Source organism: Shewanella sp. KT0246 (assembly GCF_019654955.1).
GTDB classification, from domain to species: Bacteria; Pseudomonadota; Gammaproteobacteria; order Enterobacterales; family Shewanellaceae; genus Shewanella; species Shewanella goraebulensis.
Map to the genome: position 1 here is coordinate 37,809 of NZ_BPEV01000023.1, position 15,995 is coordinate 53,803.

The window sequence follows — 15,995 nt, forward strand, 5'->3', positions numbered from 1 at the left end:
CTTAGCCCTCAACGTCTTCAAGTTCAGGGGTCTTGTTTGCCGTTGTAGCATCTTGTGCAGTTTTAGCGGTCTTCTGATTATCAGTAACAGAATGATATATTGCTGAACCTGTCGCTTTGAACTCGGCTGATTTTTGCGCCATTGCCGCATTTACATCAAGCTCGATACTACTCTCTTTCGTTGCTTGGAACTCATTTGCGTCAACAATCGAAATTGTCTGCTCAACACCTGTCGAAAATGCCTGCTTTTCTTGTTTAGCGGCATACTCACGAACTTCCTGTGTAATTTTCATTGAACAAAATTTAGGGCCACACATTGAGCAAAAATGGGCTACTTTGGCAGATTCTTGCGGCAATGATTCATCATGATATGCACGGGCGGTATCGGGGTCTAAACCAAGGTTATATTGATCTTCCCAGCGGAATTCAAAACGAGCTTTTGACAATGCGTTATCACGTATTTGTGCAGCTGGATGGCCTTTTGCGACATCTGCGGCATGGGCTGCAATTTTATAGGCAATTAACCCCTGTTTAACATCTTCTTTGTTTGGTAAGCCAAGATGTTCTTTAGGGGTGACATAGCACAGCATTGCGACACCATACCAGGCCATTTGGGCTGCACCTATGCCAGAGGTAAAGTGATCATAACCAGGTGCGATATCCGTTGTTTGTGGCCCTAAGGTATAAAAAGGTGCTTCATCGCAGTGGGCTAACTGCTTTTCCATATTGACTTTAATGAGTTGCATTGGCACATGACCAGGTCCTTCGATAATGGTTTGCACATCGTATTCCCATGCCACTTTTACCAACTCACCTAAGGTCTCAAGTTCTGCAAATTGTGCTTCGTCATTGGCATCTGCAATGCTACCTGGACGCATTCCGTCACCAAGCGACAAAGATACATCATAAGCCGCGCAGATTTCACAGATCTCTTTAAAATTTTCATACAAAAAACTTTCTTTGTGGTGACTCAAACACCACTTAGCCATTATGGAACCGCCACGAGAAACAATACCCGTTAAGCGTTTTGCCGTCATTGGGACATAACGCAGTAACACCCCAGCATGAATAGTGAAATAATCAACGCCTTGTTCAGCCTGCTCAATCAAGGTATCGCGAAACACTTCCCAATTAAGGTCTTCAGCAACACCATTCACTTTTTCTAACGCTTGATAAATTGGCACAGTACCAATTGGTACTGGTGAATTCCTGATTATCCATTCACGAGTTTCATGGATATAACGACCTGTAGAGAGATCCATTACCGTATCGGCGCCCCACCGCGTTGACCACACCAGCTTTTCAACTTCTTCTTCTATCGATGAAGTCACGGCTGAGTTACCGATATTGGCATTCACTTTAACTAAAAAGTTACGTCCAATAATCATAGGTTCAGCTTCTGGATGATTGATGTTGAGCGGAATAATCGCACGGCCGCGAGCCACTTCGTCACGGACAAACTCTGCGGTAATTGGCTGCCCGATCACTGCGCCAAATGCTTCTCCAGTAGCTTTTTGAGTTAGTATTTCATCTGTTACTTGCTCTCTTGCCATATTTTCACGTATGGCAATATATTCCATTTCAGGCGTGATGATCCCCTGGCGAGCATAGTGCATTTGGGTTACACACTTCCCTGTTTTAGCGCGTCTTGGCGGTACTAATGCTTCAAATCGTAAATGATCTAAACCATCATCAGCTAAACGTTGCTGGGTAAAGTCTGAGCTCACTCCTGCAAGTTGCTCTGTATCTTCACGTTCATCAATCCAACTTTCGCGGAATTTGTTTAAGCCTAAGCGGACGTTAATTTCAGCATCGGGATCAGAATATGCCCCAGCGCAATCGTAAACCTTAATGGGTGGATTACTCTGGGTAACAGGAGCGTCATCAGTGCCACCTAAAATAGTGTTTGTTTGATGAATTTGGCGCATACCCACGAATAAATCTTCGCGGGAACCGGTAAGATAAATTTTTTCAGAATTTGGATGTTGTAGCGGCTTTAATGTATCAATAAAAGTTTGGGCTTGTTCACGGGTTTGGCGACGATTTGACATTAGCAACCTCAAAATTAATTAAAAAGAGTTGCTTGCCTGGAGAGGTTTGTTGATGACGAGCGAGTTATAAATAACCCTGTAATTTGCTTTAATAAAGTTTCAAATAAACCTCTCGTGTGAAGCCTATATAACTTTACGCAATGTAAAACTCTAGATGCTGACGGCATAAATTTAATGTTCGTCAAAACACACCAAATAATTTTACACTTTCAAAAAATCTGAAAACAGAAAGAAGAAATAGCAAATTAACTGCTTGTTTCCTTCGCAGGTTTTAACCTGATCAGGTTCAACGGATCCCGAATAAACGGTCTCAGCCATAAGGCACTCCGACAAGATGTGTGCAGTATACTCAGCATACGAATTAAATTACAAGTGAATTACATTCAATTTTAACAATACAGAAATGATATTAATTCATCCCCCAAACCTCTGATAAAATTGAAATTGATTTGAATATGAAACAATAAAAAGACTAATCAATGAATTTATACCTAAGTAAAACACCATAAAAATAAACTCATTTATAAAGCACCAACAAGTGGCGTACAAAAATTACGGTAGTTGTACTTTCGATAACCTATTTTGAATTGCTCTATTTAGCGCCTTTTTCATTCGCGCACTATCACAGGGTTCAGCAAACCCTAAACCTTCTGCATGAGGGTTAATTTGTGTCGGCAGTGGCACAATCCGATAGCAAGTATCACCATGTTTCATTATACGATTAGGGTCTAAGCGATGGTCGAGAGTTGTGGCTTGTCGCTTGTCTTCTATTTCTATGATTTCAATATTAAACATTTCAGGCGTCAGCTCACTCAAACTGGCTCCATCACCAGAGGTGGCTCTGCGCGCTTGTTGAGAAACCAACGTTTGTAACGCTTGCTGGTTTAAGTTTTGCAAAACATTACTTGTCGCTGAATTCAAAACATTAAATTGTGAGTCACTTAATTCATTTTTATTGAACAGGTGCGAATGGGCAGCCTCATCCTTCGGCTCCTGCAGATACATGCTGTCGACACTGCTCCAATTAAATTCAGTATCTAGTTTACTGGGAGCAGTATTTATCGTTTTATCATTTATAGGTTCGACATTTGATAGTTCGTCTACAGTGACTTTTTCGATTATAACTTCTTCAATAGGAGCTGCAGGTAATGGTGCTTGCTCAATAACTTGTTCTAATGCTACTGGCTTCACTTCAGTATCTAGCGGTATATTTTCTAGTGCCTTTATTGCCGCTATTGTAGTGGCAGAGTCGGAATTGACTTCAGCTGACGGCTCTGATGTTTCTGCAGGAGCCTTTTGTGGAGTCTGCTCTGGGGTGATTTTATGTTTAGTTGCTTGAGAAATTGCCGCTAACTGTTCTGCAGAAATGAAATAAGCATTTATTTCATTATTCTCTAATTGTGATTGTATTGAACTGTCTATTTTGTCTTCTTGTCTAGCTTTAGCTATTTCGACAAACACATCAACGGTTTGCTCAGCCAATAACAATAGTAATAAGAAACCAGCGACATGAATGATGGTCACAAATATCACGCTTGGTGACAGTATCTGTTTTAATCTTGTGGCTAAATAGTGGTTTTCAGCAAGTGCAGTTGTCTCCCTAGCAGAATCAATTGACTCGGCACGCAAACTTGGAATGGATAGAGTAATATCTGCACAGTTAAGGTTTTTGAGGTTTGAAAATGCTAGTTCTGATTGTTCAAAATCGATATCTTTAGCTTGTGTCTGTCTTTCAGCTGAAATAAATGGCGTTACATTGTCTGCATCAATATTCTCAAGAAACAGATCGTGTTCCAACAATTTATTATTTGTTGCTGTTTTTAAATCTGCTTCATGCTTATCGATCATTTAGCGCATCCTATCGCTCGAAAACATACTCATTTCAATAAATTGTAATTGATTGGTTTTTTAACCACCTAGAATCTAATCATCATGGTTTGAATAACATCTGATTCACAATTACAGAAATAGTTCACTTTGGCATCTATTTTACTTACACCTCAACGTTTAACAGCTAACATTTTGAATGTATTAGTAAAACAAATTAAGCTTACACGTGTACGCTAAAATCATAGTATTTTATTATTTAAGCTGTTACTCTAATTTCCACATTGCTTAACTAGGTTGTATGCAAAGATGTCTCTTGAGTTAAATGCAGATCAAAAAATTGAAGCTAGCCCGCACTACCAGTCAGATTATTGCGCGACTGAAGAGTTAGCTAATAGCGTTACCCATGGTATTGGCGTGTTTGCAGGTCTTATCGCAATGGTTGCTATGCTAGTGAAAGGCTCATCGCATTTAAATGCCACTGAAATGTTTGGTATTGGAATTTATGGTCTCAGCATTGTTTTATTATTTCTCGCATCAACCCTATACCACTCAAGCACTACGCAGTTATGGCGAAAACGTTTCAAAATGGCCGATCATTGTGCCATCTACACCTTAATTGCAGGTACCTACACTCCGTTAATGCTTATTAGTCTAGATGGCGAACAAGCCAATATTGTACTCGCTGCCATTTGGTTGCTCGCATTAGGTGGTATTGTATTTAAAACCCTGTTTATAGGTCGATTTAAAGCTTTCAGTGTCATTCTTTATTTAATCATGGGTTGGTTGTGCGTTACTGTGATGAGTGATCTTATTCAAGGCATGTCCAACTTAGGATTTAATTTGTTACTATTAGGTGGTGCTTTCTACAGCATTGGAGTCATTTTCTATGTGAGTAAGCGTATTCCTTATAATCATGCTATTTGGCATTTGTTTGTTCTATCTGGTGCGCTGTCTCATTTTCTGTGTATCTATTTAACGGTGATTTAGTAGTTTAATCACTGTCTCCAAATTTTATAGCTCGTAATGATTCCTATCAGCACAATGATGCTTTATGCTGATGTTTTATTTGTGATGCTTTATACATGAACGAGCTGTCTTCGAAACAAAAAATTTGGTTTATCGTCAACATGATCCCCGAAGGAAATGTTCTCGCCTACGGCAAGGTTGCCGATCTTGCAGGTCTTCCAGGCCGCGCACGTTATGTATCTAAAGCATTAAAGGACGCCCCATCTCATCTTAACCTTCCTTGGCATAGAGTCATTAACAGCCTAGGGAAAATATCCTTTAAACTCAATACGATTAGTTTCCAAAATCAGCAAGAGCGTCTAAGATCAGAAGGAATTGAAGTGAACAAAGGTAAGATTTCACTGTCAAAATTTGAATGGAAGCCTGATATGGCAACATTGGTTCTCTCTTTACCTTTTTAACTCCAGACATAGGTACTATTTTGGTTAAACTATTTTCTGAAATTTCGAATCATATTACTTTTAGCAAAAAGCCTTGTTCAATTATCGCCCTTCTGGCGACAATATACGTTCAACCATTCAATTTAGCTTATGCGCAAACCACAGAAGATATTCAATCAGAAACTACTAACGAGGTTAGCTCAGCTGTTACAGAATTAGATTCTACGAAATTGGCTTCTACCAATAAGACTTCTGCTATGAGTAACATTGAAGTTGAAAACAAAAGCGACTTCCTAACACCTCTAGCTCCACATGATGCCGAATATAATGTTTATTACGGCAGCATCCATTTAGGTAAAGCGCGCTATCAATTACCTTTATCAGATAACGGTTTCTATCAATACCGATTCGATAGTGATGTCAGCTTATTGATGCTATCTGATGTGCGTAACATCAGTAGTGAGTTCCAATTAGTCGAGGGAAAACTTAAACCTATTCGTTATATGAGTAAACGCACTGGCACAGGAAGTGACTATAACGAACAAACCGTATTTGCAGAAGGCCAAGGTGTTATTCACACCATATATAAAGATGAGCGAGCTAAACTAGACTATGCAAACGATATTTTCGACCCATTAATGGTACAACTGCAATTTAGAATGGATATGTACAATCCACCAGAGAAACTGCAATACAAGATGGTGAAAGATAAAGAACTCGATGATTATGAATTTAAAGTTGTAGGTAAAGAGCGAGTGACTATCGAGAGTGGTTCATACGAAACCATTAAGATTGAAGTAGTAAGAACCAGTAAAAAACGCCAAACTTTTTTTTGGATGGCGCCAGACTTAGGCTTCTTACCCATTAGACTTAGTCACTTCTCAAAAGGCAGTAAGCAACTAGATATTAAATTGGATAATTATCAGTTTTTAGACACACCTAAAACCGTAACAGCTGTGCCAGAAATGGCATCAAAAAAATAACAAGCGTTTGAAATTGATTTACGAACAGCGTTTGAATATGGTTATAGCGTTCATAATAATAAAATGACAATCTACCAATATCTCCTTATTGGAGACTGTCATTTATCTTTATGTTCAATCTATAACAAATGAATTTTTCTATTATCTATGCTTGATTACTCGCTTGAAGTTCACCTTTCCTGAAAAGCTTCCAGTCACCTGGTTTTAATATGTTCCACTCTTCATTTTTAGTAAGAGGCCTAGTCGCAATAACAGTAACAACGTCATTTGGCGTGGTTTCTTTATTAAAGTCGATAACCACATCTGTATCGATTAGTTTTGCTTTCCCAAAGGGTGCACGGCGGGTGATATAGCAAAGGTTATTGCTACAATATGTCATCAAGTCCACACCATCGCTTAGGATCATATTAAACACACCAAGCGTTCTAATCTCATCAGCTAGACCTGCAATAAACGCAAATACAGCGTTCATATTTTCCGGTTGTTTAGGACCAAATTCAACTAACACCTGTTCCATTATCCAGCAGAAAGCCAACTCACTGTCAGTGTCACCAACAGGTTGGAAACGGTTAACGACAAACTTTTCTTGATAATCAGATAACTGACCATTGTGGGCATATGTCCAATACTTACCCCATAATTCCCGTGTGAAAGGATGGGTATTTTCAAGTGACACACAACCTCGATTAGCCTGACGAATATGGCTTACGACTATCTCACTTTTGATAGGGTAAGATTTAATCAGTTTGGCAATATGTGACTCACTGCTTGGACAAGCATCTTTAAAAGTACGACTACCCTTGCCTTCGTAGAAAGTAATTCCCCAGCCATCGACATGAGGACCAGTCACACCGCCTCTTTCAGCTAAACCTGTGAAACTAAACACAATATCAGTTGGAACGTTAGCGCTCATCGCTAATAACTCACACATGGGGAAACGCCTTAAAAAGTTTTATAAGTCATAATTTTATCTAATAACTATTGTACCTAGTGCAAAACATTTTTGGGATATTTTATTGTAGAAAATATTTTAAACAATTGTTTGAAAAAACTTGTAATCGTGGTCAGTAACGTTTAATTTTATGTGATACAGGTCTGACCACACTCAGTTCTGTGAATAGGATCATTAATTTGTAAGTGCTCATTTTTGAATGCTTTAAGGAGAAAGACATTGACTACCCTGACTTGGATCATCGCCATGATCGCAGTGCTCGGCGCAGCCACTTATATGCGAGTGTCGTTACTCACGGCTACCGTAGCTGCTGCAGTCGTCATGCTGATTGGCAGCGTATTAGATATTGTTGGTAGCGTGGCATGGATTGTATTTTTAGTCTTAGCACTACCGCTAAATGTAAAATCATTCCGCCAAAACTTCATTTCCCGTCCATTGCTTAAAGTATATCAAGGCATCATGCCTGAAATGTCTTCAACAGAAAAAGAAGCCATTGAAGCTGGTACGACTTGGTGGGAAGCTGATTTGTTTGCGGGTAACCCAAACTGGAACAAATTACACAACTACCCTAAAGGTCGTTTGACTGCTGAAGAGCAAGCTTTCCTTGATGGCCCTGTTGAAACAGTGTGTAAAATGCTTAACCAACATCAAGTGTCACATGAACTTGCTGATTTACCACCAGAAGTTTGGCAATACCTAAAAGATGAAGGTTTCTTTGCCATGATCATCAAGAAAAAATACGGTGGTCTTGAATATTCAGCTTATGCCCAATCTCGTGTGCTTCAGAAGCTTGCTGGCTTAAGTAGTGAATTAGCATCAACTGTTGGTGTACCAAATTCTTTAGGTCCTGGTGAACTACTTCAGCACTACGGCACCCCAGAACAACAAGATCATTACCTACCTCGCCTAGCAAAAGGCTTAGAAGTACCTTGTTTTGCATTAACTAGCCCTGAAGCTGGTAGTGATGCAGGTGCAATCCCTGATTTTGGTGTTGTGTGTAAAGGTGAATTTGAAGGCGAAGAAGTGTTAGGTATGAAACTAACATGGAACAAGCGCTACATTACCTTAGCCCCTGTTGCTACTGTATTAGGTTTAGCGTTCAAATTACGCGATCCTGATGGCCTACTTGGCGATACTGAAGATTTAGGTATTACTTGTGCGCTTATCCCAACCGACATCCCAGGTGTTGAAACTGGTCGTCGTCATTTCCCGCTTAACTGTATGTTCCAAAATGGTCCAACACGGGGTAATGAAGTCTTTGTCCCATTAAGCTTCATCATTGGCGGCCCAGAAATGGCTGGTCAAGGCTGGCGTATGCTGGTTGAGTGTTTGTCAGTGGGTCGTGGTATCACCCTGCCTTCTAACTCTGCTGGCGGCATTAAAACGGCAGCACTAGCAACAGGTGCTTATGCACGCATTCGTCGTCAATTTAAGCTACCTATCGGTAAACTTGAAGGCATTGAAGAGCCAATGGCACGAATTGGCGGTAACGCTTATCTAATGGACGCTGTGAGCTCGCTTACCACTGTTGGTATAGGTTTAGGTGAAAAACCTTCGGTTATCTCTGCAATCGTTAAATATCATTTAACCGATAGAATGCAGAAATGTGTTATCGATGCGATGGATATCCACGGTGGTAAAGGTGTGTGTCTTGGCCCGAATAACTATTTAGGTCGCGGTTACCAAGCTGCACCGATTGCGATTACCGTTGAAGGGGCAAACATTTTGACCCGCTCAATGATCATTTATGGTCAAGGCGCTATTCGTTGTCATCCATATGTACTTGCCGAAATGGAATCAGCTTTTGATACCACTTCTGGTAAAGGCTTAAGTAACTTTGATAATGCGATATTCGGCCATATCGGTTTCGCTATGTCTAACTTTGTAAGAAGCTTTTGGATGGGTGTAACATCTAGCCACTTCTCAAAATCACCTTATAACGATAAAACAAAACGTTATTACCAACAGATGAATCGCTTCAGTGCTAACTTAGCCTTGTTATCAGATTTAGCGATGGCAACACTGGGTGGCAACCTGAAACGTAAAGAACGTATTTCGGCTCGTTTAGGCGATTTATTAAGCCAGTTATACCTCGCGTCAGCAACGCTTAAACGTTATGAAGATGAAGGTCGTTTAACTGAGGATTTACCGTTAGTCCAATGGGCTGTTGAAGATTCACTTTATAAACTACAAACATCACTTGATGATTTACTAGATAACTTCCCTATGGGTCTTGGTTTCGCCTTACGCGCTGTCATCTTCCCGTTTGGTCGCCCTCTTAAACGTCCAAGTGATGTACTAGACCATAAAGTATCAAAAATTATGCAAACTCCGTGTGCTAGCCGTGACCGCTTAGGTCAAGGTCAATTCTGGACTCCTTCAGAGCACAACGTGGTGGGTATTCAAGAACAAACCTTACTGGATATTCTGGCTTCAGAGCCATTATATGACAAGGTATGTAAAGCTGCAGGTAAACGTCTGCCATTTATGTGGTTAGACAAAGTTGCTGCGGAAGGTAAAGCACTTGGCGTGTTAAGCGATGCTGAAGTTGCATTACTCGAAAGAGCTGAAGTTGGGCGTCTGAAATCAATTAATGTTGATGATTTCGACTCAGAAGAACTTGAAGCAAAAGCTGCTGTAATAGCAAAACAAATTCAAGCAGCTTGATAGATTTCACAATCTAACTTCAAAGGGAAAGCAATTGCTTTCCCTTTTTTTATCTCCAAATGTCCCCTATTACACAAACCCTGCTATCGATTAACTTCCTATGAGTAATTGGAACATTGTTTTTCTTAAATATGGATATTGTTGTTAAATGCCAGCAAATTAGCGCTAGTTTAATTGTAATTTGTTAAGACAGTGACGATGAGTTAGTTTAGATTATAAACTGGTCACTTTACCTTCAAGGAAGAAAATGAAAATTTTGCCAAATCTAACTATTATTGCAATTTTAGCCTCAAGTAGCGTGAATGCTAAGCCGATTATAGTTACTCAAGATAATTTCCCCCAAGCTTATACCAACCTGCGTTTTGCTGCGATTATTGACAAAGCTGGCGGCTTAAATAAATTCATAAAGATGCCAGTTCCAAGTAGTGTTCCAACTGAGCAGTTCGTTGTAAGAATGAATAGAGATACTGCATATTCAACTTCTGTTTTCGATTTATCTAGCAGAAAAGTTTACGTCACAATCCCGAAAACAGATAAGTACGTAACCATTCAAGTCGTCGATGAAAATCATGAAACCCAGCGGATGATATATGGCTCAGGCAGGCACTTGTTAACCGCTAAGACAGATCATGCATTTGTCATAGTTCGTACTCTTGATAGTGAGTTACGTGACAATATTGTGGTAGAAGCACCACAACCAAAACCATTCAAAACAAAAAACTGGGATAAACAATCACTCCAAAAAACAGAAGAAGCTGGCAATGCCGATTTCAGTGATGGTTATTACCAAGCCAGTGCTTTTAGTAATGTTGAAAGCGGTCAAACTCCATACATGAACTATGTTGGTGTTGCAGGCGGCTGGGGCGGCGCAATGGTCATGGATAACATTTATCAAACCAGCCCCTATTTTGACGCTAATGGTTGCTACGAAACGACATTCGTCAATCCGGAAGCAACTTACTTTTGGTCAGCTACTGTATATAACGGTGACGGATATATGTTTAATGACGTTGCCAATATATCAAGTGAAATGAAGCCAAAGAAAAATGCTGATGGAACTTATACTTTACGTTTTGGTTGCAAAGGCCAGCCAAACAACATTCCAGTGTTAGAAGGAAATACCACAGGCAAATTTAATGTCTTGATGCGCCATTATGGCCCTAGTGAAATGGTGAGTAATGGCGAATACGGTTACAACATGACGCAGTTTATTCGAAAGTCTGATTAATGTTAAATACGCTATCAGGAGATTGATTATTGCGAAATGAATTGAGGCAAAGTAAAGATTATTTTAATCGCTTTGCCCAATTCCCATTATGCTGAGCTTCACAACGTGTTTCGCTATCAAACACGACTTGTTTTGTTTGCAGCTTAATGCCCTGCTGCTGTAATTTATGAATTATCAAATTTTGAATATAAACATCTTCTTTGTGTAATACTAAACCTGTCAGTTGAGAATCATTTTCAAAAATACATACAACTTTTAATGAGGTCGGAAATGCACTGAATTTAACCGTATGGGTTAGCCACTCAAAGCCTTGATATTGATCAAGTAACATATCGCAAACTTCTGTCAATGTTTCTGTAATTTGTCTGTCTAATTTTTTATCTGTTTTTTTCATTCATTCATGACTTAGTGTTAACTACAGCCAGTTCCCCGCCATTATCATATTATTTTCGTATGTTTCTGAGTAAATTACTAAAGAAACATAAGACCCAAGATGCTCTTTATACCGACTCACTAAATAAAAACATCTACATAACTAGCAATAAAAAAGCCAGTTAAAACTAACTGGCTTTATTTAGCTTGCTAAAGATTAATCGTTAGAAAGCTCTTTCTCGAGCTGTTTAGTAATAGCATCTGGAGAGCTGCTATTGCGAGCAAAAAGACTGTATGCCACCGGTATCACTAATAATGTAAAGAATGTCGCTAGCAATATACCTGACAATACCACAACACCTATAACAAAGCGGGTTTCAGCCCCAGCGCCACTCGACATCACAAGCGGGATAGCCCCTGCTGCTGTAGTAATACCCGTCATTAATATTGGACGTAAGCGCTGTGAGGATGCCTGAATAACGGCTTCATCAAAGGCAATACCTTTGTCACGAAGTTGGTTGGCAAATTCAACAATCAAAATACCGTTTTTGGCCGCAAGTCCCACCAGCATGATGATGCCGATTTGACTGTAAATATTGATACTTTGATCAGTAAACCATAAGCCGATTAAGGCGCCAAGTGTGGCCAATGGCACTGTAAGCATAATCACCATTGGATGCACATAGCTTTCAAACTGAGCTGCCAAAACCAAGAATACAATGCCTAAAGCCAAAACAAATACAAAGTACATTGAATTACCCGAACTCTGATAATCCAATGACTGCCCTTTGTAACTGATCACTGCTTCAGCAGGTAAATAAGTATCGGCAATATCATTAAGATAATCTAACGCTTCACCTAAACTGTAACCATCCGCTAAGTTAGCTTCAACGGTAATAGCGCGCATTCGGTTATAACGATTTAATGAACTCGCATCAGCGTATTCTTCAACAGTAACCAAATTTGATAATGGCACCAACTCGTTGGTTCTATCAGAACGAACATAGATGTTTTCAAGATCGGTCGCCGTGTTTTGGTTATCACGATTACCCTCAATTATCACATCGTATTCTTCACCATCACGCATGAACGTGGTAACTAATCGCGAACCCAACATCGACTCTAACGTTCGGCCAATATGCGAAATCGACACACCTAAATCAGCCGCACGGTCTTTATCAATAGCAACTCTTAACTGAGGTTTGGTTTCTTTATAATCATGATCAAGACCTGCGAGCATTTCGTTCTCACCTGCTTTTTCAAGCATGATATCTCGCCAATTGGCTAACTCTTCATAGCTAGGTCCGCCTAATACAAACTGCACAGGTTTACCTACACCACGACCAAATGCTTGCCGCATAATTGGGAACGCTCTAACGCCAGCTAAATCTGATATTCTTGTTCGAATATCAGTAATAATTTCATTTGCTGGACGACGTTCAGCCCAATCTTCTAATACAATAATCGCCATACCATTAGAAAAGTCTGCTGCAGTACCAAAACCACGAGGAGCACGTATTAATAGGCGTTTAATGTCACCTGCTTCAACTAAAGGCATTAAGCGGCCTTCAATTTCATCCATGTACTTTTCTATGTATTCAAAGCTTGCACCTTGTGGGCCATTAACCACCAAAAACATCGAACCACGGTCTTCCTGTGGCGCAAATTCCTGTGGCACCTTATTCAATAAATAGCCGCTGAAAGCAAACGCAGCCACCACAATAATACCAATGAGATAAGGCTGCTTAATCGCGCTATTAAGATTTGATTGATAGATTTTGGTAACAAAATCCATCATCGCATCCACTTTACGAACTAACCAAGAAGATTCACCTGCTGGTTTGAGCAGTTTCGAGCACATCATTGGGCTTAAGGTTAATGCTACAAGGCTTGAGAACATCACTGCTGCACTCATAGTGACAGCAAACTCTTTAAATAATTTACCTAAATCACCATCAAGGAAACTAATCGGCATAAACACTGCGATAAGGACTAGAGTTGTAGCCACAACAGCAAACGCCACCTCACGTCCACCCAGATATGCCGCTTTTAATGGCGAATCCCCTTGCTCAATTCGACGATGAATATTTTCTAGCATTACAATTGCATCATCAACCACCATACCAATGGCCAAAATCATCGCCAGTAGGGTTAGCAAGTTAATGGTATACCCTAAGGTATATAAAACGATAAACGTTCCCATAAGTGATACAGGAACCGTTAATGCCGGAATTAACATTGCACGCACACTACCTAAGAAAAGGTAAATGACAATAATCACTAACACCATGGCAATAAACAGCGTTTGATATACTTCTTTAATCGAGGCTTCAATAAATACCGAGCTATCGTAAGAGCGTTTAATCTCCATTCCCGCAGGTAATGTAGGATTTATTTCATCCACTAATGCATTGGCGGCGCGAGCAACTTCCAAGGTATTAGAGGTAGATTGCTTTGATACACCCAAACCAATCATCGACTCAGTATTACCGCGAAACATAATTCGTTCTTCTTCAGAACCAATTTGAACCTTAGCAACATCACCTAGCCTAACTAAATAGCCATCATCTCCTTGGGTAATAACAAGGTTAGCGAAATCTTGCTCAGTTCTAAAACTTCTATCGACACGTACTGTGAAGTGACGCTCTTTGGATTCAATGGAGCCCGCTGGCAGTTCAACATTTTCAGAACGTAGCGCAGACTCAACATCCGCAACGGTTAAGTTACGAGAAGCGAGTGCTTGGCGGTCAATCCAAATACGCATGGCATAAACTTTACCACCACCTAAACGTATATTGGCCACACCATCGACTACAGAAAAGCGATCGGTTAAATAACGGCGTGCGTAATCAGTTAATTGCAATGTCGTCATTTGATCTGAGACTAGATTCAGCCACATAATCACTTCATCACCGCCATTGGCTTTTTCAACCTCTGGTGGATCTGCTTCTTCTGGTAAATTATCCATTAGTCCAGAAATTCTATCGCGCACATCATTGGCAGCAGCTTCGATATCTCGGCCGACATCAAACTCTAATGTGACAGACGAGCGACCATCACGGCTTCGCGAACTGACATGTTTAATGCCTTCAACGCCACTTATTCTATCTTCAATTAATTGGGTAATACGACTTTCAACAACCGAGGCACTAGCGCCGCGATAACGGGTATCGATAGACACCACTGGAGGGTCAATGTTTGGATATTCACGTAATGGTAGTTTTTCAAAAGAAACTAAACCAAGGATGATAATCAAAATACTGATAACAGAAGCTAATACCGGCCTTTTTACCGAGATATCAGTTAAAATCATGCGGCATTCTCCGAACCTGCCACATTGGCAAAATTAAAGGCCTCAGCAGCTTCTGTTTTGACTTTATCACCCGGTCTTACTTTTAGTAGGCCGCGAATAATCACAGGCGTACCAATTTCAACACCATCGATGATTTCAACCCAGCCACGGTTTCGAATACCTAAAGTGACTGAATGTTGCTCAACCACATTTTCATCATTGACTGTATATACAAAATGTTTTGATTGAATTGGGATGATTGCAGATTCAGGTAATAACAAGGTTTCACGATTTTGTTTAATCAATTTAACTTTCATCAACATACCTGGCAGCAAAGCAGCGTCGGCATTATCTATAATTGCTCTGACAATCACAGCACGAGTCGATGGATTCACGCGGCTATCAATTGATGTCACAACACCTCTAAAAATCCGGTCTGGAAACGCTATGGCTTTTGACTCTACACTTTTACCTAATTGAAGCTCTTGGATAAAACGCTCGGGTACAGAAAAGTCGAGTTTAATCTTACTCACATCATCTAGTGTGGTGATTTGAGTACCTGGAGAGACTAACGAACCGACACTCACTTGTTTAAGACCCAAACGGCCAGAGAATGGAGCGTGAATCGCTCTGTCTTCTAATGCTGCTTTGGCTTGTTCAAGCTCCGCGCGGGTTGTATCAATGAGGGTTTGCAGTCGATCTCTTTCGAGTTCTGCAACCGTTTTACTGGTCACTAGACTTCTAATTCTGTCTAATTCGCGTAAGTGATCTTTTACTTTAACTTCGGCAACTCTTACTTTAGCAACTTGTTCTCGGTTACGAAGTTGCACCAGTAAGTCGCCCTTGTTGACGATGTCACCATCATCAAAGTTAATTGAAGCCACTTGCTCAGTGACTTTCGGAGTAATAGTTATAGACTCAAACGCTTTATTGGTACCAATCGCTTCGACTTCATCACGCACTGGTAACATGGCAACCTTGGCCACGACAACATTTGGAATCGGTTTAACACGCTCTTTAGTATTACTAGGAGACAGAGTCGATTGATAACCGAACCAAGCAAGACCTAATGCAACGAGTAATATTATAATTTTTTTCATCGGAATTCCGTTCGTCAAACTCATATACAAAATGTTAAAAGGATTGAAGCAAACGTTAGTTTACCCAGCAGCAAGCTGGTATCAAGGCGTTTTACCTTTCCTTACAAAATACACA

Annotated in this window: 11 protein-coding genes and 1 riboswitch; of the genes, 5 read left to right on the forward strand and 6 right to left on the reverse strand. The window is 40.2% G+C overall.

Annotated elements, in window-relative coordinates; genetic code table 11:
* Position 1 precedes the first annotated feature (1 nt).
* Both thiC and K5Q58_RS12775 read right to left on the reverse strand, forming a co-directional pair.
* Entirely contained in the window at positions 2-2,050 is a 2,049-nt protein-coding gene (gene thiC / locus K5Q58_RS12770) for a phosphomethylpyrimidine synthase ThiC (RefSeq protein ID WP_220754316.1), read from the reverse strand.
* A 240-nt stretch (positions 2,051-2,290) separates the two neighbouring features.
* Positions 2,291-2,389, reverse strand: a riboswitch (TPP riboswitch).
* 213 nt (positions 2,390-2,602) lie between these two features.
* Positions 2,603-3,898: a hypothetical protein gene (locus K5Q58_RS12775; protein ID WP_220754317.1), complete on the reverse strand. Its 1,296-nt coding sequence runs from the start codon at positions 3,896-3,898 to the stop codon at positions 2,603-2,605.
* A 288-nt stretch (positions 3,899-4,186) separates the two neighbouring features.
* Between K5Q58_RS12775 and K5Q58_RS12780 the strand changes: the two genes are divergently transcribed.
* From K5Q58_RS12780 to K5Q58_RS12790, 3 genes are all read left to right on the forward strand, one after another.
* On the forward strand, positions 4,187-4,867 hold the full coding sequence (locus K5Q58_RS12780; RefSeq protein ID WP_220754318.1) for a hemolysin III family protein: 681 nt from the start codon (positions 4,187-4,189) through the stop codon (positions 4,865-4,867).
* Between the two features lie 95 nt (positions 4,868-4,962).
* Complete coding sequence (locus K5Q58_RS12785; RefSeq protein WP_220754319.1) at positions 4,963-5,307, forward strand: MGMT family protein; 345 nt, start codon at positions 4,963-4,965, stop codon at positions 5,305-5,307.
* Between the two features lie 236 nt (positions 5,308-5,543).
* A complete protein-coding gene (locus K5Q58_RS12790) occupies positions 5,544-6,269 on the forward strand; it encodes a DUF3108 domain-containing protein (RefSeq protein ID WP_220754352.1) in 726 nt (241 codons plus the stop codon).
* Positions 6,270-6,414: 145 nt separating this feature from the next.
* Here K5Q58_RS12790 and K5Q58_RS12795 read toward each other — a convergent pair whose 3' ends face one another.
* A complete protein-coding gene (locus tag K5Q58_RS12795; RefSeq protein ID WP_220754320.1) occupies positions 6,415-7,200 on the reverse strand; it encodes a class II glutamine amidotransferase in 786 nt (261 codons plus the stop codon).
* Positions 7,201-7,440: 240 nt separating this feature from the next.
* Between K5Q58_RS12795 and fadE the strand changes: the two genes are divergently transcribed.
* Together fadE and K5Q58_RS12805 are read left to right on the forward strand one after the other, a co-directional pair.
* Positions 7,441-9,888, forward strand: coding sequence for an acyl-CoA dehydrogenase FadE (gene fadE / locus K5Q58_RS12800; RefSeq protein WP_220754321.1), 2,448 nt, complete (start codon positions 7,441-7,443; stop codon positions 9,886-9,888).
* A gap of 247 nt (positions 9,889-10,135) precedes the next feature.
* Positions 10,136-11,116, forward strand: coding sequence for a DUF1214 domain-containing protein (locus K5Q58_RS12805; RefSeq protein WP_220754322.1), 981 nt, complete (start codon positions 10,136-10,138; stop codon positions 11,114-11,116).
* A gap of 58 nt (positions 11,117-11,174) precedes the next feature.
* On the opposite strand, the gene K5Q58_RS12810 is transcribed toward K5Q58_RS12805, so the two are convergent.
* From K5Q58_RS12810 to K5Q58_RS12820, 3 genes are all read right to left on the reverse strand, one after another.
* Positions 11,175-11,510 carry a Fis family transcriptional regulator gene (locus tag K5Q58_RS12810; protein ID WP_220754323.1) on the reverse strand — a complete coding sequence of 112 codons (336 nt, stop codon included), beginning with the start codon at positions 11,508-11,510 and terminating at the stop codon, positions 11,175-11,177.
* A 195-nt stretch (positions 11,511-11,705) separates the two neighbouring features.
* Positions 11,706-14,801 carry an efflux RND transporter permease subunit gene (locus K5Q58_RS12815; protein WP_220754324.1) on the reverse strand — a complete coding sequence of 1,032 codons (3,096 nt, stop codon included), beginning with the start codon at positions 14,799-14,801 and terminating at the stop codon, positions 11,706-11,708.
* Positions 14,798-15,880, reverse strand: coding sequence for an efflux RND transporter periplasmic adaptor subunit (locus K5Q58_RS12820; protein ID WP_220754325.1), 1,083 nt, complete (start codon positions 15,878-15,880; stop codon positions 14,798-14,800). The genes K5Q58_RS12815 and K5Q58_RS12820 overlap by 4 nt, the downstream gene beginning before the upstream one ends.
* Between the last annotated feature and the right edge of the window lie 115 nt (positions 15,881-15,995).